This is a genomic window from Pseudomonas sp. PLMAX (assembly GCF_046042685.1).
Lineage (GTDB): Bacteria > Pseudomonadota > Gammaproteobacteria > Pseudomonadales > Pseudomonadaceae > Aquipseudomonas > Aquipseudomonas putida_AE.
Window position 1 is genome coordinate 4,352,020 of the sequence record NZ_CP064949.1, and the last position, 26,991, is coordinate 4,379,010.

Annotated in this window: 26 protein-coding genes; 4 read left to right on the forward strand and 22 right to left on the reverse strand. The window is 60.7% G+C overall.

Annotated features, from left to right (window positions below; all coding sequences use genetic code 11):
* Positions 1-14 precede the first annotated feature (14 nt).
* From DKB71_RS19785 to ptrR, 12 genes are all read right to left on the reverse strand, one after another.
* On the reverse strand, positions 15-551 hold the full coding sequence (locus tag DKB71_RS19785; protein WP_323609165.1) for a 2,4'-dihydroxyacetophenone dioxygenase family protein: 537 nt from the start codon (positions 549-551) through the stop codon (positions 15-17).
* 211 nt (positions 552-762) lie between these two features.
* The gene (locus DKB71_RS19790) at positions 763-1,878 is read right to left on the reverse strand and encodes a glycerol dehydrogenase (RefSeq protein WP_408596826.1); all 1,116 of its coding nucleotides are present in this window, start codon (positions 1,876-1,878) and stop codon (positions 763-765) included.
* A gap of 74 nt (positions 1,879-1,952) precedes the next feature.
* A complete protein-coding gene (locus DKB71_RS19795; protein WP_408596828.1) occupies positions 1,953-2,723 on the reverse strand; it encodes an SDR family oxidoreductase in 771 nt (256 codons plus the stop codon).
* Between the two features lie 58 nt (positions 2,724-2,781).
* Positions 2,782-3,486, reverse strand: coding sequence for an ABC transporter ATP-binding protein (locus DKB71_RS19800; RefSeq protein WP_408596830.1), 705 nt, complete (start codon positions 3,484-3,486; stop codon positions 2,782-2,784).
* A complete protein-coding gene (locus DKB71_RS19805) occupies positions 3,479-5,260 on the reverse strand; it encodes an ABC transporter permease subunit (protein WP_408596832.1) in 1,782 nt (593 codons plus the stop codon). The genes DKB71_RS19800 and DKB71_RS19805 overlap by 8 nt, the downstream gene beginning before the upstream one ends.
* Positions 5,261-5,271: 11 nt before the next feature.
* Complete coding sequence (locus DKB71_RS19810; RefSeq protein WP_274078033.1) at positions 5,272-6,147, reverse strand: branched-chain amino acid ABC transporter permease; 876 nt, start codon at positions 6,145-6,147, stop codon at positions 5,272-5,274.
* 70 nt (positions 6,148-6,217) lie between these two features.
* Positions 6,218-7,429, reverse strand: coding sequence for an ABC transporter substrate-binding protein (locus DKB71_RS19815; protein WP_408596835.1), 1,212 nt, complete (start codon positions 7,427-7,429; stop codon positions 6,218-6,220).
* 345 nt (positions 7,430-7,774) lie between these two features.
* A complete protein-coding gene (locus DKB71_RS19820; protein ID WP_408596837.1) occupies positions 7,775-9,115 on the reverse strand; it encodes an MFS transporter in 1,341 nt (446 codons plus the stop codon).
* Positions 9,116-9,151: 36 nt separating this feature from the next.
* Entirely contained in the window at positions 9,152-10,084 is a 933-nt protein-coding gene (locus DKB71_RS19825) for a 3-keto-5-aminohexanoate cleavage protein (protein WP_408596839.1), read from the reverse strand.
* A gap of 96 nt (positions 10,085-10,180) precedes the next feature.
* Positions 10,181-10,969, reverse strand: coding sequence for an SDR family oxidoreductase (locus tag DKB71_RS19830; protein WP_408596841.1), 789 nt, complete (start codon positions 10,967-10,969; stop codon positions 10,181-10,183).
* The gene (locus DKB71_RS19835; RefSeq protein WP_408596843.1) at positions 10,966-11,688 is read right to left on the reverse strand and encodes a GntR family transcriptional regulator; all 723 of its coding nucleotides are present in this window, start codon (positions 11,686-11,688) and stop codon (positions 10,966-10,968) included. The genes DKB71_RS19830 and DKB71_RS19835 overlap by 4 nt, the downstream gene beginning before the upstream one ends.
* A gap of 84 nt (positions 11,689-11,772) precedes the next feature.
* Entirely contained in the window at positions 11,773-12,645 is an 873-nt protein-coding gene (gene ptrR / locus DKB71_RS19840) for a putrescine utilization regulator PtrR (protein ID WP_408596845.1), read from the reverse strand.
* Positions 12,646-12,745: 100 nt separating this feature from the next.
* Between ptrR and DKB71_RS19845 the strand changes: the two genes are divergently transcribed.
* The gene (locus tag DKB71_RS19845) at positions 12,746-14,137 is read left to right on the forward strand and encodes an aldehyde dehydrogenase family protein (RefSeq protein ID WP_408596847.1); all 1,392 of its coding nucleotides are present in this window, start codon (positions 12,746-12,748) and stop codon (positions 14,135-14,137) included.
* Positions 14,138-14,286: 149 nt separating this feature from the next.
* Here the strand turns inward: DKB71_RS19845 and DKB71_RS19850 are convergent, their stop codons facing one another.
* Together DKB71_RS19850 and DKB71_RS19855 are read right to left on the reverse strand one after the other, a co-directional pair.
* Complete coding sequence (locus DKB71_RS19850) at positions 14,287-15,531, reverse strand: saccharopine dehydrogenase family protein (RefSeq protein WP_274078040.1); 1,245 nt, start codon at positions 15,529-15,531, stop codon at positions 14,287-14,289.
* Positions 15,532-15,558: 27 nt separating this feature from the next.
* Positions 15,559-16,656 (reverse strand): carboxynorspermidine decarboxylase, encoded by a 1,098-nt coding sequence (locus DKB71_RS19855; protein WP_408596849.1) that lies wholly within the window; start codon positions 16,654-16,656, stop codon positions 15,559-15,561.
* Positions 16,657-16,926: 270 nt separating this feature from the next.
* Between DKB71_RS19855 and DKB71_RS19860 the strand changes: the two genes are divergently transcribed.
* Positions 16,927-17,673, forward strand: coding sequence for a hypothetical protein (locus tag DKB71_RS19860; protein ID WP_408596851.1), 747 nt, complete (start codon positions 16,927-16,929; stop codon positions 17,671-17,673).
* Between the two features lie 189 nt (positions 17,674-17,862).
* Positions 17,863-18,069 carry a hypothetical protein gene (locus tag DKB71_RS19865; protein ID WP_323629150.1) on the forward strand — a complete coding sequence of 69 codons (207 nt, stop codon included), beginning with the start codon at positions 17,863-17,865 and terminating at the stop codon, positions 18,067-18,069.
* A 104-nt stretch (positions 18,070-18,173) separates the two neighbouring features.
* On the opposite strand, the gene DKB71_RS19870 is transcribed toward DKB71_RS19865, so the two are convergent.
* The 4 genes from DKB71_RS19870 to DKB71_RS19885 form a co-directional block, all read right to left on the reverse strand.
* Positions 18,174-18,728: a nucleotidyltransferase family protein gene (locus DKB71_RS19870; RefSeq protein WP_408596853.1), complete on the reverse strand. Its 555-nt coding sequence runs from the start codon at positions 18,726-18,728 to the stop codon at positions 18,174-18,176.
* A gap of 35 nt (positions 18,729-18,763) precedes the next feature.
* The gene (locus DKB71_RS19875) at positions 18,764-19,834 is read right to left on the reverse strand and encodes a nitronate monooxygenase (protein ID WP_323629152.1); all 1,071 of its coding nucleotides are present in this window, start codon (positions 19,832-19,834) and stop codon (positions 18,764-18,766) included.
* Positions 19,835-19,925: 91 nt separating this feature from the next.
* Positions 19,926-21,443, reverse strand: a complete 1,518-nt coding sequence (locus DKB71_RS19880; protein ID WP_408596855.1) for a CoA-acylating methylmalonate-semialdehyde dehydrogenase — start codon at positions 21,441-21,443, stop codon at positions 19,926-19,928.
* 132 nt (positions 21,444-21,575) lie between these two features.
* Entirely contained in the window at positions 21,576-22,241 is a 666-nt protein-coding gene (locus DKB71_RS19885; RefSeq protein ID WP_408596857.1) for an MOSC domain-containing protein, read from the reverse strand.
* A 114-nt stretch (positions 22,242-22,355) separates the two neighbouring features.
* Here DKB71_RS19885 and DKB71_RS19890 point away from each other — a divergent pair, with 114 nt between their 5' ends.
* Positions 22,356-23,261: a LysR substrate-binding domain-containing protein gene (locus tag DKB71_RS19890; RefSeq protein WP_408596859.1), complete on the forward strand. Its 906-nt coding sequence runs from the start codon at positions 22,356-22,358 to the stop codon at positions 23,259-23,261.
* Between the two features lie 74 nt (positions 23,262-23,335).
* On the opposite strand, the gene DKB71_RS19895 is transcribed toward DKB71_RS19890, so the two are convergent.
* The 4 genes from DKB71_RS19895 to DKB71_RS19910 are packed head-to-tail and all read right to left on the reverse strand — an operon-like array spanning position 23,336 to position 26,897.
* Positions 23,336-24,316, reverse strand: coding sequence for an NAD(P)H-dependent flavin oxidoreductase (locus DKB71_RS19895; protein ID WP_408596861.1), 981 nt, complete (start codon positions 24,314-24,316; stop codon positions 23,336-23,338).
* A gap of 3 nt (positions 24,317-24,319) precedes the next feature.
* Positions 24,320-24,874 (reverse strand): cytochrome b, encoded by a 555-nt coding sequence (locus DKB71_RS19900; RefSeq protein WP_408596863.1) that lies wholly within the window; start codon positions 24,872-24,874, stop codon positions 24,320-24,322.
* 44 nt (positions 24,875-24,918) lie between these two features.
* Positions 24,919-26,586, reverse strand: a complete 1,668-nt coding sequence (locus DKB71_RS19905; protein WP_408596865.1) for a cation acetate symporter — start codon at positions 26,584-26,586, stop codon at positions 24,919-24,921.
* On the reverse strand, positions 26,583-26,897 hold the full coding sequence (locus DKB71_RS19910) for a DUF485 domain-containing protein (protein ID WP_408596867.1): 315 nt from the start codon (positions 26,895-26,897) through the stop codon (positions 26,583-26,585). The genes DKB71_RS19905 and DKB71_RS19910 overlap by 4 nt, the downstream gene beginning before the upstream one ends.
* Positions 26,898-26,991 lie beyond the last annotated feature (94 nt).

The following is a 26,991-nucleotide window of genomic DNA, read 5'->3' on the forward strand; positions in this document are numbered from 1 at the left end:
TAATGCCATCCGGATTAGCGGATGAACTGCTCGATATAGTCGTCCGGCAAACCCAGGGACTTGTAATGATCGCGCGCCGCTTCAAGCTTGGTGAAAACGTCCTCGTAGCCTACCGCGACACCCTGAGGATCAACGTAGGTATAACCGCCCTGGACGTGGAACCAAGTGATCATTTCTTCAACATCCTCGGGCACGAAAAGCGTGTGGGTTTCACCCGGCGGCTCGTAGGCAAAGGAACCTTCTTCCGCCACCCAGTCATGCTCCAGATAGTACCAGCGGCCCTTGAGCACGATTGCATGCACGCCGCCGCTATGGCGGTGACGAGACAGCACGCCGGCCTGCCGCACCCGCAGAAGGTTGATGTAGTAGCCACCGCTGGTATTGAGTAGCAGAGGCTTGAACGAAACGGTCTTGGTGACCGGCACCCACAGCTCGTCATCTTCCAGCCATTGGGTCATGACGCCCGGGTGAACCATATCTGGCGTCATGAACGGAACCTGGGGCAACTGGTACGGAATCGCTAGCTCATCGGGCTTGGCGGGAGTATTCATTTTTTTGGGGCCTCACAGTTTTGGTGTCACGAATTTCAGTGCGGTGATTGCGCCCTGATTTCGGCTGTTCAAAGGTTATGGCAGTGGTCCCACAGTGAAAATAGCTACATTTTCAAACCAGCTGTGACGCACGGTCATAGGGATTTGCAGGGGGCACGCTCGTAAAAAAGGGGATCCGAAGATCCCCTGAAGATTGCGATTACTTGATAACTCACAGGGCGCAGGACGTTGCGTTGGTCAAGCGTGAGCCGATGTTGTCAGCCTTCGCCAAACCACCTACGAGGCGCTCGTGGTCCAAGGGTGGGTGCATGTTTTTCGCGTAGGCAGCCGACAAGGTGGCTTCACCGATGGTGTTGATCTGCATCGTAGTCAGCGGCACGTCCTGACCCAATTGCGCGAACGTGACGGGCAGATTCACGGCATGCAGCAGTCGGGCGACCTTGTCGATCTCGTCGACAGGACGCCCCTCCACGGCCATCTGCACCAACGTGCCGAAGGCAACCAGTTCTCCGTGAAGCATCGAGGCCATGGTCGGGATGGCGGTCAGGCCGCGAACCAGCGCATGGGACAACGACAACCCGCCGCTTTCAAAACCCACGCCACTGAGTAACACGGTGCCCTCGACGACCCGCTCAACATCGTCATTGACCTCGTTACGGCACACTGCCTGGTAAGCCGATACGCCGTATTGCATGAGCGTGTCGAACACCAGGTTTGTCAGCATCAACGCGGTATGCAGCGCAGGTGTTCCGAAAGAGTTGTTGCCCCCCGCGAAATGGCATTGGTGGGCTTCGAATTTCTTGCTGATGGCGTCACCAATACCGGCGGCAAAAAAACGCGCCGGCGCCTGGGCGATGACATGGGTATCGACGATGACCGCCGAGGGGTTCATCTTCAGGTACTCCACCCCCACCACCTTGTGATCTTCATCGTAGAGCACGATCAGCCGACTGGTGGGCGCGTCACTCGATGCAATGGTTGGGCAGACAATGATCGGGACGTCGAGATTGACAGCCAGTCCCTTGACCGTATCAATCGTCTTCCCCCCACCCAGCGCAATGATGGTGTCAGGCGAATGGATCGAGGCTTGCCCGGACAGCTGGGCAATGGCTGCGTGTGTACATTCGCCCGGAAACTCGATGTGCAACGGTTTGAAGCCATGCCTGTGCAAGGCATCGCTCACCTGCGGCCATAAATGCCTGGCGACAAAGTCATCGCACACCACCAGAGGACGAGTGCGCCCCATGTCGGTCAGTATTCTGCCCAACTGTTTCAACGCCCCCGGGCCTTGCTCGTAGCGCCCTGGGAACCCCATTGTCTTGACCATGATCGACGTTCTCTAAACCAGTGATTACCGCTTGAAACCGAGTGATCAAACCCGTTGTTCTTGACCTTGCACGGTCAGCGCATCAGCCATCCACCCGCCACATCGACGACTTGCCCCGTTATAAAATCGCTTTCATTCGAGGTGAGGAAACACGCCGCCCTGGCGACCTCAAGCGGTGTTCCCAGACGACGCAACGGCGTCTCGTCGACAACCGCCTGGTTGGCCTGCGCCGAAACGGTTTTCAGCAACGGGGTTTCGATCCGCCCGGGCGCCAACGCATTCGCGGTGATGCCGTACGGGCCCAGTTCACCAGCCAGATGACGGGTAAAACCGATGATGGCCGCCTTGGTAGCGCTGTAGTGAGCCGCCACAATCGGCAAGAATGCGCTGCCCGCCACTGAAGACATGTTGACGATGCGACCGAAGCGTCGCTCCACCATGCCAGGCGTTAAAATCCGGACCAGGTTGAAGGAGCCATTGAGGTTGATATTGACCACCCGCTGCCATTCCTCGGGAGCCATTGTCCAGATCGGCGTGGGAGCGCCATCGTGCTTGGGCGAGATACCGGCGTTATTGATCAAGGTATCGATGGCGCCCAGCTCACTGCTCAAACGGGCACAGGCATCAGCGCACGCTTGATAATCCGCCACATCGGCTGTTGCCCAAGCGACCGTATAACCCGCTTCTCGCAGCAGGCCGGCCTGCTGCTCGACCTTCGCTGCATCGGCATCGACCAGGGCGACCGCTGCGCCTTCCTGGCAATACAACTCGGCGATGGCAGCGCCAATGCCGCCGCCTGCCCCGCTGACTAAAACGACGCGCCCGAAGTGTCTGGAATTTGTCATAGCCTGTTCTCGTCTTTTGTTGTGGGTTTAACAAGTGTCCCGATGCGGGTCCACCTCATCAGAGGCCCAGGTAGGCGCGCTTGACGTGGGGGTTATCGAGAAGCTCCTGCCCGGTGCCGCTGAGCACCACTTCGCCGTTTTCCAGCACATATCCGCGATGGGCGATACGCAGGGTATGGACGATGTTCTGCTCGACGATCAGCACAGTCGTGCCCAGTTCCAGGATCTTGTTGATGATCTCGAAAACCTGTGAGACCAGCAGGGGTGACAAGCCCAGGGAGGGTTCGTCGAACATCAACAGCTTGGGCTCGGCCATCAGGCCCCGGGCAATGGCGACCATTTGCTGCTCGCCTCCCGAGAGTGTCCCGGCGTTCTGATCCAAACGCTCGCGAACCCTGGGGAAGAGATCCAGGACATCGTCGAGACGTTTTTTGTAGCCCGCACGGGCACTGCGCTTGTAGGCGCCCATCAACAGGTTGTCGCGCACGCTGATGAACGGAAACAACTGGCGCCCTTCCGGTATCAGCGTGAGGCCGGCATCGACAATCTGATCCGGTCGATTGCCGTCTATGCGTTGCCCTTCGAATTCGATCATGCCCCTGGTGGGAGTGACGATGCCGCACAGGCTGCGCAAGGTCGTGGTTTTACCCGCGCCATTCGCACCGACGATGGTGACCACCTCACCGGCGTTAACCTCGAAAGAAACGCCACGGAGAATTTCAGTACCGCCGTATCCGCAATGGATATTGTCGAGTTTAAGCATGGCTGTACTCCTTGCCGAGATAGGCTTCGATCACCTGCGGATCGCTGATGACATCCTTCGGTGCACCCTCCATGAGCAGAGTCCCGGAGCTGATGACGATGATGCGGTCCGACAGGCTCATGGTCGCCTGCATCAGGTGTTCGATCATCAAGACGCTGACACCGGAATCGCGGACCCGGCGAATAACGGCGATCGCCCTGGCCACATCCGTTGGGTTGAGCCCGGCCATCACTTCGTCCAGCAACAGGATCCGCGGACGGGTTGCCAGGGCGCGTGCCATTTCAAGTCGCTTCATCCCGCCGACGGTCAGGTTGCGCGCCCGGGTGTCCAGCAGACCGGTGAGTTCGGTCAATTCAGCGACTTGCTCTGCGATCGCCCTCGCCTCCCTGGCATCCGCCGTGTGCATGAAAGCACCGAGCATGATGTTTTCGCAGACACTCAGATCAGCGAAGGGCTGGACAATCTGAAAGGTGCGCCCGATGCCGGCCTTGGCAAACTCAGCAGGGCTACCCGGGGTAATCCATTGCCCATTGCGCAGGCGAACCTTGACCTGCCCTTTGGAGGGCAGCAGGAAACCCGAGAGCTGATTGAACACCGTGGTCTTGCCCGCGCCGTTGGGCCCGATCACCCCGACAATTTCGCCTTCGGCCAGGCTCAGCGACACATCGTTGGTCGCGTGCAGCCCACCAAAGAACTTGTGCAGGTTTTCCGCCACCAGAATCGGCTCGCCGCGCTTTACCGTTTGCGGTTCTGGCACCTGGGATTCAACGACTCTGGTAGCCGGTACAACGGGCCGACGTCCACCGGGCAAGGCGTCGATCCAGGCGAACACACGCGCCCCGAATCGCCCCACCAGACCCTGGGGAATCGTCAGCACCACAACGACCAGCACAATCCCGTAGACCAGGCCGTGAACACCACTGCCCATATCGCCAAGCCAGCCGCGCGCGAGTTCTGCCAATGGCAATACCAGCAAGGTACCGATCAACGGACCCGAGACAGTGCCCAGGCCGCCGATCAGCGCAAACATGGCGATCTGAATCGACATGTCCAGCGAGAACATTGAGCCGGGCTCGATAAAGGTCAGGTACATCGCATGGAAACTGCCCACCAGGCTGGTGAGGAATGCCGACAGGACGACCGCTATCAGCTTGACCTTGACCGAGTTCACGCCGACCGCATGCGCGGCGTCTTCACGCTCGCGAACCGCAATCAGGTAATAACCCAATCGCGAGTTCTTGATCTTCCAGGACACCGCCAGGGTGATGAGCAGGAAGCCAAAGGCGATCAGCAAATAGGGCCAGCGCGGCCGGAACAACATCCACTCGACACCCAACTTGAGCGGTACGCCCAAGCCTGCGGCGCCACCCGTCACGTCATGTTGATTGATGGCCATCAACCGCACAACTTCCAGTACCGCAATCGTCGCCAGGGCAAAAAACGGCCCGCGCAACCTGAAGCAAGGCCAGCTGATCAACACGGCCACGATTGACGACAGGCACGCCCCCACCAGCATCCCGATCCAGGGACTCACGCCCAACTTGATCATCAGCAGCGTGCTGGTGTAAGCCCCGACTCCGTAAAACACCGCATGCCCCAGCGAGAGTTGACCGGCAAAACCTCCGACAATGTTCCAGGCACTCGCGAGCGCCGCATAACTGCAAATCAGGATGAACAAGTGATAAACGAAGGGGGAGCCAACCGTGAGTGGAATGACCAATAACAAGGCCAGGACCAATACGCTGACATAGACCCGCGGATGCAGAATATTCATGAACATTTTCCTTATTCAGACCCGCGACCGGCGCCGAAAAGACCCGTCGGACGGAACACCAGGATGCCGAGGAAGATCGAGAAATAGACGACTTCCTTGAGGTCCGGCGCAATGTAGTAACCCGCCAGGCTGTCGACGATTCCGATCAACATCGAACCCACCAACGCTCCGGACAGACTGCCGAGGCCACCGAGTACAACGATCACGAATGCGGTCAAAACGAAGAAGGTCCCTACCGTAGGGAAAACCGGGTACTGAGGCGCGATAAGACCCGATGCGACACCCAGGCAGGCACAGCCCAGACCGAATGCGAAGATGTAGATCTTCTTCACATTGACGCCCATCAACTGCGCCGCATTACGATGTTGCGCGGTGGCCCGGACAGCTCGGCCCAGGAAGGTGTTTTGCAGGAACCAGTGCAACCCGGCGACCAGGACCAGGGACATCGCGAAGGTGATCAACTGACCGCTGCTTGCGCGAAAGGCGCCCAGGCTGACAGTGCCGGTGCCGAAGCTGACGTTCTGCACCGTCATGACGTCCGCGCCGAAGACCAACAGCGCGCCATTCATCAAGGCGATCGAGACACCCACTGTCGCGAATATCTGGATATGCCCTTCGGCGCTGAGCAAAGGCTGAATGATGAACCGCTGCATCGCGGCGCCAGCGGCAAACAAAAGGATCGTTGTGGGAATGATCGCCACATAGGGGTGAATCCCGAAGTGAGCGTTCAGCAGATACACCGCATACAGGCCTATCATCAAGAACTCGCCATGGGCGAAATTGACCACCCTGACAATTCCGAAAATAAGCGTCAGGCCTATGCTGATGATGGCCAGCGTGCCACCGAGCAACAGGCCGTTCAAAAGAAGCTGGATGAAAATTTCCACGGTTTGCGCCCTCCCGCGAGCGAACGAATCCGTGAAGCTCAACTAACGAGCTTCAACTGGATTACAGGCTTCAGGGTTGATCGGAAAAACGGGCTTTGGCCACGGCCGCAGCTTCAGGGTAAACGGTTTTCAGCACCCCGCCCTGCCACTGCATGATCGCCGTATCGGCTCGCAGGTTTTGCCCGTTATCACCGAATTTGGCGCCGATGCCTGCGGCTGTTCCACCGACGGGAATGTCCACACTCGCAACAGAGGCACGGATCGCATCGGCGTCCAGCGACTGGCTTTGTTCCATGGCGTCGAGGAAAACTTTCGCACCGACATAGTTGATCAGACTGTGGCCTGAACGTGGCTCGCTGCCAAAACGTTCCTTGTAGGCCTTGGCGAACGCGCCGATACCGGGAGCGCCCTTTTCATTGGTTTGAAACTGAGGAAAGTCCACGTCCAGGATGCCTTCCATATTTTCGGCACCCACTACCGCAACGGTGTCCTGCATGGAATACCCACCGCCCGCACCAACCACTGCCTTGGGCTTGAAACCGGCCTCACGGATCTGGCGGAAAAACAGGGTCGTGTCGTTCTGGTAGCTGGTCTGCAATACCACGTCCGCCTGCGCACCTTTCAGGCGAAGAATGAGCGACGAGAGGTCCACGGCCTTGGCCGAATACGGAAGCACCTCGACCACGTTCAGCCCTTGCTCTTGTGCGAGTTTTTTCTGGAACCCGGCGATGGTCGTGCCATACAGCGCGTCCTCATGGATGATGGCAATCTTGAGTTGCTTGGGGTCGATCTTGAGGGACGGCGCTACGATTTGAGTAACCGCGGTGATGGTCCCTTCAGCGAAATTCCTCGCGGTTGGATTGCTGCGCATTACGTATTTGAGGTCACGCTCGGTGATGGTGTCGGAGACCGCACCGAGCTCGAAAAACGGCACGCCGGCGATTTCGGTGACCTGCGTAGCGGCGAACGATAACGCCGAGGAATAACTGCCGAACACCGCGGTGACATTTTCAACAGAAGTCAGCTTTCGGGCGGCACCCACAGCTTGCCCTGCGTCAACCGCATCGGCCTTGAGCAATTTGATCTGCTCGCCTTTCAAGCCTCCCGCCGCGTTACGTTCTGCAACCGCTATTTCCAGGCCGCGGTAGCTTTCATCGCCGAGCAGAGCCAGGGAACCACTGAGGGGATAGAGCGCACCGATCTTGATGTCCGCATGAGCGGCGATTGAAGTACTCAGGGAAAGCACGACACAGGCGGTTTTAACCCAGTTTTTTGTACTCATTGTTATCTCCTGGTTTGGCGTCAGCGCACTGGGCCACCCATAGCTGGATTATCTTTTTATTGTCCCGACGGGTGATCAGTGCCAAGCACTGACCACCTCAGGTTTACCGGCGGCTCCAGAACGCTCGGAGCGTTCGAAACCACCGTTGTGAAGATTAAGGCTCGGCGAGATTTGATGGATATAGCTAGAAAATCACACCAGCTTTGAATTTTTGGCACAGGTCGATGGGGGAACCTACAACCAGGAACGACGCTCCCGTCCATAAATACAAAACGCCCGATTCGGAGAATCGGGCGTTAGGGTGAAACAGGTGTAAACCTATTCGGGACTAGGCACAGATGGCACTCATACCGGCTGGCGCCGACCGTGCAGCCGCTGTTTATCCACCTTCTGCTCATGGCCCTGGCGCAGTCGCAGCGCTGCAATCGCCGCAAGCACCAGGATGATCGCCACGACCTTCATGCCGTTCATGGCATTGCCGGTGCTTTGCTCGATCAAGCCCATCACCGAGGGGCCGACGAAACCGCCCAGCAGGCCGCACGAGTTGACGAACCCCAGGCCTCCCGCGAGCGCGGCGCCCTTGAGTCGCGAAGCCGGGTAGAGAAAGATGATCGACTGCACGACGAAGAACATCACCGCCGAGATGCAGAAGCCCAGCAGGCTGATCACCGGTCCCGCCAGCGAGGCGATTCCCAGTCCCGCGGCCATGGTCAGCAAACCGGCTACCAGTATCTGCCGGGACCGCGCCGGCGTGGTGGCGAATCGCGGCAGTGCGATAGCCCCCGCCGCTGCCGCCAGCCAAGGCAGGGAGGTCAGCAAGCCGATCTGCAAAGTGCTCAGGTCGCCGTATTTGCCGATGATGCCGGGCAGGAAAAAGATCACCGTGTAGATGGTGATCTGGTGACAGAAGTAGACCAGGATCGCCAACAGGATCTGCGGGGTCAGGCATTGCTTGAGCGAGTGACCACCGGCACCGGCGCCCTCCTCCTCTTCCGCGGCCAATTGCTGCTCGATCTGCCGGGCTTCGGTGGCGCTCAGCCACGGCGCCTTGCTGGGACGGTCCGGCAGTTTTTTCCACACCACCATGGCGAAGAACACCGCCGGCAAACCCTCGAGCATGAACATCCACTGCCAGCCACGCCAGCCCCAGTCACCGTCCAGCTGCATGAGCACGGCGCCCAGTGGCCCGCCAATGATGTTGGCGAAACACACGCCCAGCAGAAAGTAGCCGGTCGCCCGGGCCCGTTGTTCCCGGCCGAACCAGTACGTCAGGTACAGCATGACGCCAGGGAACAGGCCCGCTTCGGCGATGCCCAGCAGCAAGCGCAACACGTAGAACGAGGTTTCGCCCTGGACAAACGCCATCGCCGCGGATATCAGGCCCCAGGTGACCATGATTCTCGCAATCCAGAACCGCGCGCCGACCTTGTGCATGATCAGGTTGCTGGGCACTTCCGACAGTGCGTAGGTGAGGAAGAACAACCCGGCACCCAGCCCGTAGGCGGCGGCTGAAATGCCCAGGTCGACATCCAGGTGATGCTTGGCCAACGCGATGTTGGTGCGGTCGAGAAAGCTCAGCACGTAGGCCGCAATCAGCAAGGGCATGAGTTTTACAAACATCAGCTTGTTCAACGTCGCCGAATCGCGGGGTTCGGAAAGCGCGTCAGTTCTATTTATTATTGTCATCGGACTAACCTTTTCGAGTGTTCGAGAAGTGCGAAGTTAGAAATCGACCTGGTCCTTGCCCTTGAGGTCGAGCATTTCCCGCGCTTCATCCGGGGTCGCCACGCGCCCGCCCAGGGCTTCGATCACCGTGCGGATGCGCTTGACCTGATCGGCGTTGGACGCCGCCAGTTTGCCCGGGCCGTCCCACAGCGAATCCTCGAGGCCGACGCGCACATGGCTGCCCATCGACAGGCCCATGGTGCCCAGCGGAATCTGATTGCGCCCGGCGCCGAGAATCGACCATTGGTACGCGTCGCCGAACAGGCGGTCGGCGGTACGGCGCATGTGCGCCAGGTCTTCTGGATGGCCACCGATGCCGCCGCGCAGGCCGAACACCGACTGGATGAAAATCGGCGCCTTGAGCAACCCGCGCTGCAGGAAGTGCGCGGCGGTGTAGAGGTGGCCGATGTCGTAGCACTCGATTTCAAACCGGGTGCGGTTCTCGGCGCAGGCATTGAGAATATGGGCGATGTCGCGGAAGGTATTGCGGAAGATCCGGTCGTCACTCTCGGCCAGGTATGGGCGCTCCCAGTCGTGCTTGAACTCGGTGAAGCGATCGAGCATTTCGTACAGCCCGAAGTTCATCGAGCCCATGTTCAACGAAGCCAGTTCCGGCTTGAGTTGCGCCACGGGCTGCAGGCGTTCTTCCACGCCCATGGTCGGCGCGCCGCCGGTGGTGATGTTGATCACCACGTCACTCTTGACCTTGATCTGCGGCAGGAACTGACGGAACAGGTCGACATCCTGGCTCGGCCGGCCATCAATGGGATCACGCGCATGCAGGTGGACAATCGACGCGCCGGCCTCGGCGGCACCGATGGCGGCATCGGCGATTTCCTGCGGCGTGATCGGCAGGTGCGGCGACATCGATGGCGTGTGGATGGCGCCCGTGACGGCACAGGTGATGATGATCGGGCGTTTTTTGGACATGAGTGTTCTCCGTTCTTGTTCTTGACGAGAAAGTTCTTGGGGGGTCACTCGACGCGGAATGTGTCCGGTCGTTGTTGCGATCAGGGGTCGAGGGGCCTACAGGTACTCGACGTTGCCATCCACACTGATGGCCTGGCCGGTCACGTTGCGTGCGGCGGGTGAACAGAGGAACAGCGCCATGGCGGCAACGTCCTCGGCGGTGACCATGCGTTTGAGCGAGATCTTCTTCAGGTACTCCTCGCGCATCTCGGCTTCAGGCACGTTCATCTGCTCGGCGCGGGCGCGGATCACACCGTCCATGCGCGGGCCTTCGACGATGCCGGGCAGCAAGGCGTTGACGCGGATGTCGCTTTCGCCAAGCTCCGACGCCAGGGATTTCATCAGGCCAATGATGGCCCACTTGGTCGCGGCGTACGGGGTGCGCCAGGCGTAACCCAAACGGCCGGCAACTGACGCGATGTGGATCAGGTGCGCGTTGGGTGATTCTTTAAGCATTGGCACCGCGTGATGCGCAAATCGGTATTGCCCAGTGAGGTTGATGTCGACGGTGCGCTGCCATTCCTCGTCGGTGATCGCGTCGATCCCGGCGGTGGGCCCGGCGATGCCGGCGTTGTTGACCAGCACATCGAGACCGCCGAACTGTTCGCGCTGCACCTTGAACACCGCTTCGATCTGCGCCGGGTCACCCACATCTGCGCGGGTCGCCACACTGTCCGGGTACCGATCGCGGAACGCCGCCAGGGCCGCTTCGCTGACATCGCACACATGCACCTTGGCACCGGCTTCCATGTAGGCCGCCGCCAGCACTTCGCCGATCCCGGCGGCACCGCCGGAGATCAGGACGCGCAGGCCGGTGTAAGGAACCAGTCGGTTGAGAACGCTCATGCTTTTTTTACTCCAGAGACAGACGACCGTGAACGGTCGCTCTTGACGATCAGGCGCGCCAGGGAATCGGCGGCCTGCATGATGTCGTCGGTGACTGCCGCCCGGGCCGCTGCGCCGTCACGCGCGGCCAGGGCCTCGACGATGCGGTGGTGCGCTTCCATCGAGCGCTGCAGGTGCGCCTTGTCGGGGGCGACCAGCGCAAAGCAAGGGCCCATGTGCAGCCAGAAATTCTCCACGGCAGCGACGGTCAGCTCGGCCTTGGCCACCGCATAGATGCGCCGGTGGAAAGCGAAGTTGGTCCACAGGTAACGGGCCACGTCGACGCTGTCGGCGGCCTGTTGCATCTGGTCGCACAGGTGGCTGATGTCCTTGAGGTCGGTGTCGTCGAGCAGGATGACCGCTTTTTCGGCCAGCAGCCCTTCAAGCGCTACCCGCGCGTCGCGGATCTCGCGCAGGCGTTCGGGAGTCATCATGCGCACACGCAGGCGGGAGGTTTCGGTGACTTCGAAGGCGTTCTCGGCACTCAGGCGGTTGAGCGCTTCGCGCACCGGCATCGGGCTGGAGCCGAGGGCCTCGGCCAGACCGCGGATGGTCAGCTTCTGGCCCGGCTGGAAGCGGCCGCTCATCAGCGCTTCGCGGATCTGCCGGTAGACCTGGTCCTGCAGGGTATCGCGGGAAACCTGGCGCATGGTGGGCAGGAGGATCGGTTGATCTGTCATGAGTGAGCTCACATTGGACGTTCTTATGGGTCCAATATGTGATCACAAATAACATATGTCAAATTTTTTCTGGCGTGCGCCCGACTAATCCGTCACTTCACAGCGCTCCTTGAGCAACCGCACGAACATGGTCAGGCTCTGGGACACCGTGCCCCGGCGCCACACCAGCCAGGTGCGCAAATAGCGGAAGGACTCCGACAGCGGCCAGACGCTGACCGTGCTGCACCCGGGCATGCTTTGCAGCATGCTGCGCGGCATCAGGGCCAGGCCGGCGCCGGCGCTGACGCAGGCGAGCATGCCGTGATAGGACTCCATTTCGAAGATCTTGCCCGGCACTGCCGCGTCCTTGGCGAACCAGCTTTCGAAGTGGTGGCGGTAGGAGCAGTTGGAGCGGAAGGCGTAGATGTTTTCGCCGTTGACGTCCTGCGCGCGAAGGATCGGGCTGTGGTTGAGTGGTGCAATCAACACCATTTCTTCCTCGAATGCCGGTACGCCCTCCAGCGCCGGGTGCAGCACCGGGCCATCGACAAAAGCGGCGGTCAGGCGGCCCGCCAGCACCCCGTCGATCATGGTCCCGGAAGGTCCGGTGGAGAGGTCCAACTCGACCTTGGCGTACTGCTGGTTGTAGGCCGCCAGCAGCGCGGGAATCCGCACCGCCGCGGTGCTCTCCAGCGAGCCCAGGGGAAAGGTGCCCTGGGGTTCTTCGCCCGCCACCGTGGCGCGGGCTTCCTGGACCAGGTCGAGAATCCGCCGCGCGTAATCGAGGAAACTCCATCCGGCCGGCGACAGGCGCAGGCGGCTTTTTTCACGGATGAACAAGTCCACGCCCAGGTCCTGCTCCAGTTGCTTGATCCGCGTGGTCAGGTTCGAAGGCACCCGATGGATGTGCTGCGCGGCCACGCTGATGCTGCCGTGCTCGGCGACAGCCTTGAAAATCTCGAGCTGAACCAGGTCCAATGCATTCTCCAAACGTGAACATATCGCTCATTATTATTCAGTTTCAAGAAAACTTACAGCACCGTAACCTGAGCGCATTCCCACCCCGCAGGACGGTGCCATGACCCACGTATCCAGCCTTACCCACGCCATTTCGATCAACCCGACTACCGGTGAACAGATCGGCCACTACCCTTTCGAATCCGCCGAGGCATTGCAGGCCGCCCTGGCGCGCACTGCAGCCGGGTTCCGTGTCTGGAGCCGCCAACCGGTGGCACAACGCGTGCAGCGCCTGCTTGCCCTGGGCCAGGCATTGCGCGACAACGCCGAGGCCATGGCCCGCATGATTACCCTGGAAATGGGCAAGCCAATCGCCCAGGCCCGCGGTGAAATCGAAAAATGTGCGCAGCTCTGCGCATGGTATGCCGAACACGGCCCGGCCATGCTCAGCGCCGAACCGACCCTGGTCGAAGGCGGCAAGGCACGTATCGAATATCGCCCACTGGGGCCTATTCTCGCGGTCATGCCGTGGAACTTCCCGATCTGGCAAGTGCTGCGCGGTGCCGTTCCAACCCTGCTGGCCGGCAACACCTACGTGCTCAAGCACGCGCCGAATGTGATGGGCAGCGCCTACCTGCTGCTTGATGCGTTCAAGCAGGCAGGCTTCGCCGAAGGTGTTTTCGAGGTGATCAACGTTACGCCGGACGGTGTTTCCACAGCGATAACCGACCCACGCATCGCCGCCGTCACCCTGACCGGCAGCGTGCGCGCCGGTATGGCCATCGGCGCCCAGGCCGGTGCAGTGCTGAAGAAGTCCGTCCTGGAACTGGGCGGCTCCGATCCGTTCATCGTGCTCAACGATGCCAACCTCGACGACGCCGTCAAGGCGGCCGTGATCGGGCGTTACCAGAACACCGGGCAAGTCTGTGCGGCGGCCAAGCGCCTGATTGTCGAGCAAGGCATTGTCGAGGAGTTCACCCGCCGCTTTGTCGAAGCCACACGCCAATTGGCCATCGGCGATCCGCTGTCCGCCGAAACCTATATCGGCCCGATGGCCCGCTTCGATCTGCGTGACGAACTGGATCAACAGGTGCGCGACACCCTCGAGGAAGGCGCGACCTTGTTGCTGGGTGGCCAGAAAGCCGAGGGCCCGGGTAACTTCTATGAGCCCACGGTTCTGGCTGGCGTGACTGACCAGATGACCTCGTTCAAGCAGGAGCTGTTTGGTCCGGTGGCCTCGATCATCACCGCCCGCGACGCAGCGCATGCGCTGGAGCTGGCGAACGACAGTGAATTTGGTCTGGCTGCCACCATCTACAGCGGCAATGTCGCGCAGGCCGAGCAGATGGCCAGCGAGCTGGAAACCGGCGGGGTGTTCATCAATGGCTACTGCGCCAGCGACCCGCGGGTGACGTTCGGTGGGGTGAAGAAAAGCGGGTTCGGTCGCGAGCTATCGCACTTCGGCGTGCGCGAATTCTGCAATGCGCAGACGGTGTGGCTGGATCGCCACTGATCCGCCAAAGATCGCAGCCTGCGGCAGCTCCTACATTGACTCGGTATCGGCAAAATCCCTGTAGGAGCTGCCGCAGGCCGCGATCTTTGATCTTGTCTTTGATACAAAAACGCCGCTCAATGAGCGGCGTTTTTTTCGTTTGAAATGCCTCAGGCGTTGCAGTCCCACGCACGGTCGCCGTGCTCGTCCTTGATGCGGGTCGGCAGGCCCATCACGTCCAGCGCCTTGAGGAACGCCTCGGCTGGCAGCTCCTCGACGTTGACCATGCGCTGCACGTCCCACTCGCCGCGAGCTACCAGTAGCGCTGCAGCCACCGGTGGTACGCCGGCGGTGTAGGAAATGCCCTGGCTGTCGGTTTCGGCAAAGGCTTCCTCGTGATCCGCGACGTTGTAGATGAACACTTCGCGTGGCTTGCCATCCTTGGTGCCCTTGACCAGGTCACCGATGCAGGTCTTGCCGGTGTAGCCAGGGGCCAGCGAGCTCGGATCAGGCAGTACGGCCTTGACCACTTTGAGCGGCACGACTTCCAGGCCTTCGGCGGTCTTGACCGGTTGCTCGGAGAGCAGGCCAAGATTCCTGAGCACGGTGAACACATTGATGTAGTGCTCGCCGAAGCTCATCCAGAAGCGCACGTTGGGCACGCCGAGGTTCTTCGACAGCGAGTGCACTTCGTCGTGACCGGTCAGGTACAGGTTCTGCGAACCTACTACCGGCAGGTCGTCGGTGCGCTTGACTTCGAACATGGTGTTGCTGGTCCACTGGCTGTCCTGCCAGCTCCACACCTGCCCGGTGAACTCGCGGAAATTGATTTCCGGATCGAAGTTAGTGGCAAAGTACTTGCCATGGGATCCAGCATTGACGTCGAGGATGTCGATCGAATCAATGCTGTCGAAATACTGTTGCTTGGCCAGGGCCGCATAGGCGTTGACCACGCCCGGATCGAAGCCCACGCCAAGAATGGCGGTAACGTTCTTTTGTTGGCATTCCTCGAGGTGTTTCCACTCGTAGTTGCCATACCAGGGCGGCGTCTCACAAATCTTGCCCGGTTCTTCGTGAATGGCGGTGTCCAGGTAGGCCACGCCGGTATCGATGCAGGCGCGCAGCACCGACATGTTGAGGAAAGCGGAACCGACGTTGATGACGATCTGCGATTCGGTTTCGCGAATCAGCTTCTTGGTCGCCTCGACGTCCAGGGCATTGAGGGTGAATGCCTTGATTTCAGCGGGCTGTTTGAGGCTGCCCTTGGCCTTGACGCTGTCGATGATGGCCTGGCATTTGGAGATGTTGCGCGACGCGATAGCAATACGACCGAGTTCGTCGTTGTGCTGCGCGCACTTGTGGGCCACCACCTTGGCGACACCTCCTGCACCAATGATAAGTACGTTCTTCTTCAATTTTTCTCTCTCTCCTTCTCAGCCAGCTTACGAGAGGCTGGACATATAGTCGTTGTAACCGAACTCACGAACCACCTCGACAGTACCGTCGAGTTGTTTCACTACGATGGACGGCATTTTCAGGCCGTTGAACCAGTTCTTCTTGACCATGGTGTAGCCCGCGGCGTCAACGAACGACAGGCGGTCGCCAATGGCCAGCGGACGATCGAACTGGTACTCACCGAAAATATCCCCGGCCAGGCAGGATTTGCCGCACACCATGTAGGTGTGCTCACCCGCGCTCGGGGCCAGCTTGGCGTTCAGGCGGTAGATCAGCAGGTCGAGCATGTGCGCTTCGATGGAGCTGTCCACGACCGCCAGGTGCTTGCCGTTGTAGAGGGTGTCGAGCACGGTGACTTCCAGCGACGCACTCTGGGTAATGGCCGCTTCGCCCGGTTCCAGGTACACCTGCACGCCGTACTTCTGCGAGAACGCCTTCAGGCGCGCGCAGAACTCATCCAGTGCATAGCCTTCACCGGTGAAGTGAATACCGCCACCGAGGCTGACCCATTCGACCTTGTGCAGCAGATGGCCGAAACGCTCTTCGATGGTGCACAGCATCTGGTCGAACAGGCCGAAGTCGCCGTTCTCGCAGTTGTTGTGGAACATGAAGCCGGAGATCTGATCGATGACCTGCTCGATCTTCACCGGGTCCCACTCGCCCAGGCGGCTGAACGGGCGTGCCGGGTCGGCCAGCAGGTAATCGGAGCTGCTCACCTGGGGGTTGACCCGCAGACCACGGACCTTGCCTGCAGATGCTTCAGTGTAGCGCTGCAATTGGCCGATGGAGTTGAAGATGATCTTGTCGCAGTTGTCGAGCATCTCCTCGATTTCGTCATCGGCCCAGGCGACGCTGTAGGCGTGGGTCTCGCCGGCGAACTTCTGGCGGCCGAGCTTGAGCTCGTAGAGCGACGACGAGGTGGTGCCATCCATGTACTGCTGCATCAGGTCGAACACCGACCAGGTGGCAAAGCACTTGAGCGCCAGCAGGGCCTTGGCCCCGGACTGCTCACGCACGTAGGCAATCTTTTCCATGTTGCCCAGCAGCTTTTGCTTGTCGATGAGGTAGTACGGCGTTTTGATCATTTCGAGGCCTCCGGCAAGGCCAGCCAAAAAAAGGATGCGCATTGTGCCCGCACTGGGCACAGATCGAAAGAGCAGAAGCGCAGTTCGTCGGACAGGATTCCCCTGACGACCCTGCACCATGGCACCTGCACGCGACAAAAAGATGACGTCAAGGCGAAATGCCATCTTTTTTTCGTTCGCGCCGACGACCGGTCTAACGCCGCACCAAAACCGACTATTGTTGTTAGTGACAGGTCCACCACGGACCGGTACTGCGCTGATGGAGTTCTCATGAATAGAACCAGTCTTGCTGCTGTTGTCACTTCCCTGCTTGCGGGTCTCGCCCCGCCATTCACTAGCGCAACACCTTCCCAAGCGCCTGTTTTTGCCGTCGGGCTGCTGGGAAGTTATAGCGAACTGGAGTTCACCGGCCGTGGAACCACCAGTACAGAGCATATCCCCGAGGCGGGCCTGTTCCTCAACTTCGGCAACAAGATGACCGGCGGGCCCGGCCTTGTGTATCAGGCGGAAATCACCGGTCAGTACTCTGAAGAAAAGCATCAGCGCGTCAGCGATGGCCAGGCCGACCTGGACCTTGGCTGGAGGCTGGCTTTGGATACCGAGAATTTTTTAGACGTTTTGATCGGAGCGGGCTATAAGTGGAACCGTTATGACCCGGACTTCAACAGGTACGACATCAACCTCACCAATCGCACCCCCTTCGCTAAATTGGCGCTGGGCTACAACCACGCCTTCAGCAATTCGACTTTGCGCCTGGAAGCAGGGGTTCGGCAGGTTATTGACGGCGACTCGCGGTTGGAAATCAATGATGTGGGCAACCAGGAACTGGACCTTGAAGACACCACCAATCCTTTTGTAGAGCTGAGTTGGCTGTTCAACCAGCAAGGGTCGGTTCCCGTGATTGCAAGCCTTTACTTCAACCGGTACGAATATGAAACGGACGGTCAGTTTCAGTTCACAGACTTCGATAAACAGACCCGAGACGAGTATGGCGCGAAGATAGGCATCGTGTTTTGACCCGATGCCAACCGTGCCCATAACCTTTCGTCGCAAATGAAATCGCCCAGGTGAAACCCGGCCTTCTCTGGCGTGGGGATTGCACCGGCCCGCGTTAGCCGCGCGAACGACATAAAACTGACGCGAAGGCCATCCAATCAACGCTAAAGGACTCCAGCAATACGCTTGGTCAGTCACCGGAGATGTAACGTGTCAACTCTCAACGAAATCGCAGCGAACCACGCGAGAATGGCTAAGGCAAAGGAACAAGAGTCGACCGGACTGAGCGAGCGACAGCTGCATATTGTAGGAAGCTTTGAAATTGTCACCCCGATCGAGCAACCGCATGTGCCTCTGCACCTGGTCGCTGCGGCCCAGGACAGCAACCTTGCCCTGGCATCGGCGTTCGTGGCCTGATCTCAAGCGAACACGTTCCCCTGTAGGAGCTGCCGCAGGCTGCGATCTTTTGATCTTGAAAAATCAACGTCAAAAGATCGCAGCCTGCGGCAGCTCCTACAGGGTTACACAATCTTCAACCACGGCCAGCGATCCTGATAACTTTTCGCCTTCTGTTCAAACAGCTCAGGCCTGGGGTTTGCCGGGTTGATGCGCAGCACGCCCTCGTCGACATCCGCGAGGCCATAGGGGGCATAAACCTCCCCGGTGGAGACATCCAGGCCGATACAGGTACCCGCCACCAGGTAGCGATCAACCCCGTCCCTGGCCGATTCAAGTCTCGGATAAGTCCCGCCAAAGCGCTGCTCGTACCAAAGGTGCACGCGCGCCTGATTCTTGAATTCAACATTGACCCCAAGGTCCTCGAACAGCGCTCGAGCCCGCTGGATCACCTCGTCCTCAGCCTCCCAGGACAGGTCTGTATCAAAGTAAAAAACGTCGTAATCCTTCACGCCCCAGCCAGGATCCCGTTGCGCCTTTGCATTCCATACCGCCTGGAACAGGCAGCCCGCCGTGAGCAGGCATTGATCCAGGCCAAGCCCAGGCAAGCGTGAAATCAATTGCGCGTTGATCGGGTTGGTCATTGCGATGCCGACCAACCTTTCGGCCGTCAATGTCATGGTTCATCCCTTGGAAACCGATTCAGTCCTGTCGCCTAAGTTACAACAAAACCATGACCGGATTGCATCTCGGCCACCAGCAACTCCACCAACGCCGCAGCCGGCAGTTCCCGCGCCAGCGGCGCGCCCTGCCCGGCCCATTGCACGGCAAAATCGCTATTGCCCCGGGTCGCTGCTGCGACATTGAGCGCCTTGTTGGCGTCATAGGTGAGCGGGTAGTCCGGCAAGACGATGCCTGGCACCTCGAGGCTGGTGAAGTTGCGATTGACCATGCCCCGGGCCGGGCGGCCGGAGATGACGCTGGTGACGCGCGTCTGCTGCGCCCGCGGCCCTTTGAGCGCTTCACGGTAGGCGCCGTTCGCGGACGACTCCGGGCAGAGAATGAACGCCGTGCCCAGTTGCGCGGCACTGGCACCCAACTGCATGACGGCGTTGATGCCGGCACCGTCCATGATGCCGCCCGCTGCGATCACTGGCAGCCGGCAGGCATCGACCAGGACCCGTACCAGGGCCAAGGTGCCCATCTGCACATCCTGCTGCGGATCGAACACCCCACGATGCCCGCCGGCCTCGTACCCCTGAGCCACCAGTGCATGCACACCCGCGTCCTGCGCCGCCTGCGCTTCGGCCAGGCTGGTCACGGAACACAGCAGCAGGATGCCGGCGGCCTTGAGTGCATCGATGGCCGCTTGCCCGGGCAGGCCAAAATGGAAGCTGACCACCGCCGGCTTTTCTTCCAGCAGCATCTGCAGCATCCCGGCATCTTCGACGAACGAGGTGTAGATTTCCCGCAGCGACCCGGGTGCCGTGGCGCCAAACTCGGCGAAAAACCCTGCCAGAAACTGCAGCCACTGCGCTTCCCGCACGGCGTCCCGGACTGCGGGCTGGTGGCAGAAAACATTCACGTTGAAGGGCTTGCCGGTCTGTGCCGCCGTCTCGCGCAGCATGACCCGCGCCTGCTCGACAGTGCTCGCGCCAATGCCGATGGAACCCAACCCGCCCGCATTGGACACCGCCGCCGCGAGCCCGGGGGTGGAGACGCCCACCATCGGCGCTTGAATGATCGGCAGTTCGATCTGCAAAAGGGACAACAGAGGATTGGACATGGCAGCACCTGAACCTGATAAATGAAAGTGGACGCTGGAGCCAGGGGCAGCGTGCAAGCCTCGCCTGCACGCCTTCCAACTCGAATAATGCCTACTTTGAAGTCGGCATGGCGAACTCGGCGCCCTTGGCAATGCTGTTCGGCCAGCGCTGCATGACCGACTTTTGCTTGGTGTAGAACCGCACACCCTCTTCGCCATAGGCGTGCACATCACCGAACAGCGAGCGCTTCCAGCCACCGAATCCGTGCCACGCCATCGGCACCGGAATCGGCACGTTGATGCCAACCATGCCCACCTGGATACGGGTCGCAAATTCACGGGCGATGTGACCGTCGCGGGTGTAGCACGCGGTGCCGTTGCCGAACTCATGGGCATTGACCAGATCGACCGCCTCGGCAAAATCCTGGACCCGCATGCAGGCCAGCACCGGACCGAAGATTTCCTCCTTGTAGATCTTCATCTCGGGGGTGACATGGTCGAACACCGTGCCACCCAGCCAGAAGCCCCCGGCGCAATCGGCACCGGCCTGCGAGCCATCAAAGCCGCGGCCGTCGACCAGCAGCTCGGCACCTTCAGCGATGCCTTGCTCGATGTAGCCGGTGATGCGCTCGTGCGCCGCTTGCGAGACGATCGGGCCCATTTCGGCGGCCAGGTTCATGCCCTCGAGGATCTTCAGCGTGCGCGTGCGCTCCAGCAGTTTCGGCATGACCTTGTCGGCCACGTCGCCGACAAACACCGCCACCGAGATCGCCATGCAGCGCTCCCCGGCAGAACCGAAGGCCGCGCCGATCAGCGCGTCGACCACTTGGTCGACGTCGGCATCGGGCATCACCACCATGTGGTTCTTCGCCCCGCCCAACGCCTGGACGCGCTTGCCGTGGCGAGCCCCGGTCTCGTAGATGTAGTTGGCGATCGGCGTCGAGCCGACGAAGCTCACGGCCTTGACTTCAGGGTGGTCGAGCAGCGCATCCACGGCTTCCTTGTCGCCCTGCACCACATTGAACACGCCGTCCGGCAGCCCGGCTTCCTTGAACAGCTCGGCGATCAGCAACGCCGGTGATGGATCGATCGGGCTCGGCTTGAGCACGAAGGTGTTCCCGCAGGCGATGGCCACCGGGAACATCCACATCGGCACCATCACCGGGAAGTTGAACGGCGTGATGCCGGCCACCACGCCCAGGGACTGGCGCAGGGTCCAGTTGTCGATGTTGGTCGAGACCTGCTCGGTGTAGTCGCCCTTGAGCAGTTGCGGGATGCCGCAGGCGAACTCGACGACCTCGATGCCGCGCGTCACTTCGCCCTGGGCATCGGTGAAGACCTTGCCATGTTCGGTGGTGATCATCCGCGCCAGGGTGTCGCGGTGCTCGTTCAGCAGCGCGAGGAACTTGAACAGGATACGCGCGCGGCGCAGCGGCGGCGTCGCCGACCAGGCCGGGAATGCGCGGGCGGCGGACTGCACCGCGGCGTCGACGTCAGCAGCGCTGGCCAGGGCCACCTTGCCGATCACCGAACCGGTGGCAGGGTTGGTGACGGACTGCGAGCGACTGGAAGTGCCGGGCGTCAGGCGACCGTGAATGTAGTGTGCGATGTCTGCAGGCTGGGTGCTCATGGCGGGTGTCCCCTGGTGGTGGATAAGAGCCATCTCTTGTTGTTGTCAGGCCGGGGCTGTTGAGTGCTCCCGACATGGCCAAGGTAGGCCCGCCGATAAATCATGTAAAATGATGATTAATGATCTTATGGATCATATTTTATGAAGCAGCCACTTTGCCCGTTCACCCAGGCGGCGCTTCCAGTCCGCGGACAGGCCAGGGCTCGCCGCCAGCGCCAGCAGATCGTCGATCACCGGCCGGTGCGACAGTTGCACCTGCCAGAACTGGTCGATGGAAAAGCGTTCGTCATGCCGCTCCAGCAATTCGATGGGGTCCCCCGCTTCCAGGAATCCCGGCTCGAGCACCCGGTAATACCACCCCGTGATCCGCTCCCGGGCGACGAACATGGACATGTGCTCGGCGTCAAAGCGATGGTTGATTTTCCAGCACGGGCTGCGTGGCTGGGACACCTGCAACACGCTGCTGCCGACGCGAAACACGTCGCCGATGTGCACGTTGAGTTCAGAGAGCCCGAACGCGGAAATGTTCTCCCCCAGGCTCCCCGCCACCAGTTGCCCGGCACTGGGCACAAAGGCCTGCGCCAGACGCGAGTAGTTTTGCGCCGCATACTGATGCACCGCCTTCTCCGGGCCACCGTGCACCCGGGTGTCGCCGTGCTGGTCGCCGACGATCCCGTGCAACTCCACGCGTACGGGGCCAGCGCGGCGTTGCTTGAAGATGCCGGTACGCTGCCCTTCGGGTTCCAACACCCCCAGGCCGCCGGCGAAGACATGGTCAATTTTCGAAGTCAGTGTCATGGGTCGACCTGCAATAAATACCGGGTTTCGGCCACTTTACTAATCAGCGGAAAAGCCCGTAAAGTGATCAATAAGTATGTCAACAATCACTTTTAAAGATGGGTGGTGACAACCATGGAAATGCGCCAACTGAAGATATTCTGCGCCGTGGCCGAGCTGGGCAGCTTCACCGCCGCCGCGTTGCAGGTGAATACGGTGCAGTCCAACGTCACCATGCGCGTCAAGGAACTGGAAGCCGAACTCAATCGCGAGCTGTTCATCCGCAAGAAGTCCGGGGTGGTGCTCACGTCGGCGGGCGAGACGTTCCTCGGCTATGCGCGGCGCATCCTGCAACTGACCGACGAGAGCCGCAGCGCCCTGATGGACACCGGCAGCCCGACCGGCCTGCTGAGGCTGGGTTCGATGGAAACCACCGCGGCCATTCGCTTGCCGCAAGTGCTGACCAAATACCGCGAGCAGTTTCCCCAAGTGCAGTTGTCGTTGCTGACCGGCACCACGGTCGAGCTGATCAAGGCGATCGAAGCCCATCGCCTCGACGGTGCCTTTGTCGGTGGCTTCCACCAAAACTCGGCGCTGGCCCAGGAGGAAGTGTTTTGCGAAGAGTTGGTGCTGGTCAGCAGCAACCAGTTCGAAACGCTGCCGGCGCTGATCGAGAAAATGCCCCAGCAGACCGTGCTGGTGTTCCGCACCGGCTGCTTCTATCGCTCGACCCTGGAAAACTGGTTCTACCAGGTGGGCCTGGTGCCGAACCAGATCATGGAACTGGGCACCCTCGATGGCATCCTCTCGTGCGTGGCCGCGGGCATGGGTGTGACCCTGCTGCCCAAGGCCATCGCGGAAAATTGCAGCGTGCGCCATGCCATCCGCTGCCACACCCTGCCGCCGGAGTTCGCCAATGTCTCCACGGTGTTCATCCGCCGCAACGACACGATGATCACCTCGGCCATGAGCGCCTTCATCGGCCTGGCGCAACAGCACATCGCGCGATCACAAAGCAACGCCTTGCGCAAACCCGTGTAGGAGCTGGCTTGCCAGCGAAGAGGCCCGCAAACTCGATGCAATATTCAAGGACGCCTTCGCCGGCAAGCCGGCTCCTACACGCCTAGCGCCCTTCTCTGCTTATTCGGCAGCTGATCCGGCGCAGTCACCAGTCCGCGGGCAAGCTCCGCCACCCGCTCGGCCGCCGGCACGACACTGTGAATCTTGCCCACCCCCTGCCCCGCATACAGCGACAGTTTCTGCGCCATTCGCGGCTTGTCGATCGCCCGGGCGCCGCCACCGATCAGGCGCAGCAGGTTCCACTTGTCCCGATTGGGAATCACCCGGTGCGGCGTGCCGTAGGTCCAGCCGAACGAATAACCGGTGCGGTACTCGGTGTCATCGGTGGTTGCCTCGACAATCTTCTGCTTGTACAGCGGATGGGCATTCGACTCATCAGTGGCAATGAACGCCGTACCCACCACCACCCCCGATGCACCAAGCGACATCAATGCGCGCACATCGTCGCCCTGGGCGATACCGCCCGCCGCCAGCACTGGCCGCCCCTCGGCGACCGCCAGGATCGAGGTCAACAACGGCATGATGCCGATCGTGCCGCGATTGAGGTGCCCGCCACTTTCACTGCCCTGGGCAATGATGATGTCCGCACCCTGGGCGATGGCGTTGCGAGCCAGCTCCACCGAGCCCGCCTGCACCATGACCAGCAGCCCGGCATCTTTCGCCCGGGCAATGATGTCGGCGGCGTACTTCTCGGCATAAAACAGCGACAGCAGTTTGGGCTTTTCCTTGAGGATCACCTGGAACTGAGCTTCAAAGACCTCAGGGCCGCCAAACTGCGGCACCAGGTTCACGCCGAAGGGCCGGTCCGTCAGTGCCCGTGTTTCCTCGATCCAGCGGCGCAGGGCCAGGGGTGGCAGGCGCAAGCCGCCGATAACGCCCATGCCCCCGGCATTGGCCACTGCCGCGACCAGTTGCGGGCCGGAAATGGCGGCCATGCCGCCGAGGAAAATCGGGTATTTCACGCCGCAGAGCCGGGTGATGAGGTTACCCGCGAAATCGATTCTGTCCTGGTTCATGGCTCACAGCTCCACATGTTTTCCAAGCATCCGCTTGAGCGTGTTGTTCTTCAGGAGAAAGTGATTCTTCAGCGCGCCGAAGACATGCAGCGCTAGACCGGCGAGGAACGTCGAGGCGCCGATGTCGAACAGCACATCGACGACATGCTTCAAGGTCGGGTTGGCCGGCAGCAGCGCCGGAATCCACAATCCGCCAGGCAGTTGCAGCACCTCGCCGGCGGCGGCGCGGGAAGCCCAGACCGCAATCGGCAGCAGCACCATCGCCAGGGCCAGCGCGACCGCCACCGAGCGGCTGACGATCACTTCGATGGGGTTCGGCGTGCCCACCGGCAGCGGATGGTAGGACGTGATCCGTGCCCAGAATCGATAGATCGAGACGAGGAACAGGATCAGCCCCAGCAGGTTTTGCACCCGGCCGAGTGGCTGTTGCAGTGCCGCGCTCGAGGCGTGATCGATCAGCAGTTGCAGCGCGAAAATCGCCAGCAGTGAACACGCCACGATCCAGTGCGTTACGACGGTGACAGGTGAAAATCTCAGGCCATTGTCTTTAAGTTGCATGACAGGCTCCTCTTGCAAAAGACGCACATCAAAAAGGTGGAGGATCAGTGACTGACCGCCTGCGCGGCCCCGAGCCCGGTCTGGGCGCGGATCAATTGATCGTCGAAACGCTCGCGCTCGAGCACCGCGCCCCGGCTGCGATCCGTCACCGAGCCCAGCCAGGTAAAGAGGAACGCCACGTTCATCGAGATGATCGCCGGGTAGTCATAGGGGAAGATCGCCTCGGCATTGCCCAGCACCTTGACCCACACTGCCGGCGAGAGCACCACCAGGCCGACGGCACTCACCAGCCCGGCAATGCCGCCGATCAATGCGCCCCGGGTAGTCAGCCCTTTCCAGTACATCGAAAGCACCAGGATCGGAAAGTTGACCGAAGCCGCCACGCCGAAGGTCAGCGCCACCAGGAAGGCGATGTTCTGGTCCTTGAACAGGATGCCCAGCACCACGGCGACGATGCCGATGCCGACCGAGGCGATCCGCGATACGCGGCGCTCGTCCCGGGCCTCAGCCTTACCCTTTTTCACCACCATCACATAGAGGTCATGGGAGATCGCCGAGGTGCCGGCCATGGTCAGGCCGGACACCACCGCCAGGATCGTCGCAAACGCCACCGCCGAGATGAAGCCGAGCAGCAGGTCGCCACCCACGGCCTTGGCCAGGTGCATCACCGGCATGTTGCCGCCACCGATGAGCTTGCCGCCGACGATGCCGGACTCGTAGAAGGCCGGGTCCTGGCCGACGATCACGATGGCGGCCAGGCCCAGCACCGCCACGATCAGGTAGAAAAAACCGATGAAGCCCGTGGCGACGAACACCGATTTACGCGCTTGCCTGGCGTCCGGCACGGTAAAGAAGCGCATGAGGATGTGCGGCAATCCTGCCGTGCCGAACACCAGCCCCAGCGACAGCGAGATCAGCGACAGCGGGTCGGCCACCAGTTTGCTCGGCAGCAGGATCCGCTCGCCATCGTGGTGCGCGGCCACGGCTTGCTCGAACAACAGGTCGAAGGAAAAACCGAACTTGCTCAGCGCCAGGATCGCGAGCAAGGTTCCGCCCACCAGTAGCAACCCGGCCTTGATGATCTGCACCCAAGTGGTGGCGACCATGCCGCCGAAGGTGACGTAGACCGCCATCAACAGGCCCACGGCAATCACCGCGTAATTGTAGGGCAAGCCGAACAACAGCTGGATCAACTGCCCCGCCCCCACCATCTGCACCACCAGGTAAAAGCACACCACCGTCAGCGAACCGAAGGCCGTCAGGGTGCGGATGCGATTCTGATCGAGGCGGTAGGAAGCGATGTCGGAGATGGTGATGCGCCCCAGGTTGCGGATGCGCTCGGCAAACAGGAACAGCAACAGCGGCCAGGCGACAAAGAAGCTGATGGAGTACAGCACACCATCGAAGCCGTTGAAGAAGATCATGCTGGTGACCCCCAGCAACGCCGCCGCCGACATGTAGTCCCCGGCCAGTGCCAGGCCGTTCTGGAAACCGCTGATGCCGCCACCGGCCGTGTAGAAATCATCCATCGACCGGGTCTTGTTGGCGGCCCAGTACGTGATGCCCAGGGTCGTGACGACGAAGACCAGGAACATGCCGATCGCGGTGATGTTGATCGGTTGTTTCTCGACGTTCTGCAAAACATCCCCGGCCAAAACGCTGGTGGCGACTGCACCGAGCAGCGTGCCGAGGATCAAGTGGATGCGTTTCATACGATGGCCCCCGCGCGAATCTGCGCGGTCAGTTCATCGAACTCACCGTTGGCACGCAGGATGTAGAGACCGGTGAACAGCCAGGCGCCGAGGATGAACACCACACCCAGCGGCCAACCGATATTGATGATGCTGGTCGCCGACAGCTTCGTTGCCAGCAGCTGGGGCGCGAAGGCGGCGACGAGGATGAACGTGAAGTAAGGGACAAGGGTTGCAGCGGTAAGACTCGCGACGAACGTACGCTGGCGCGAGACCAGATCCTTGTACCGGGGATGGTTGCGGATCCTGGCTGATTCGGTTGCATGGTTCACGTTGACTCCGTGTAGCAGTGGTAGCGTTATTGTTGTTCCACAGCCTCAGATTCAGACTCGATCCGCCACTGGCTGCGGTATCTGTGCCCTTTCA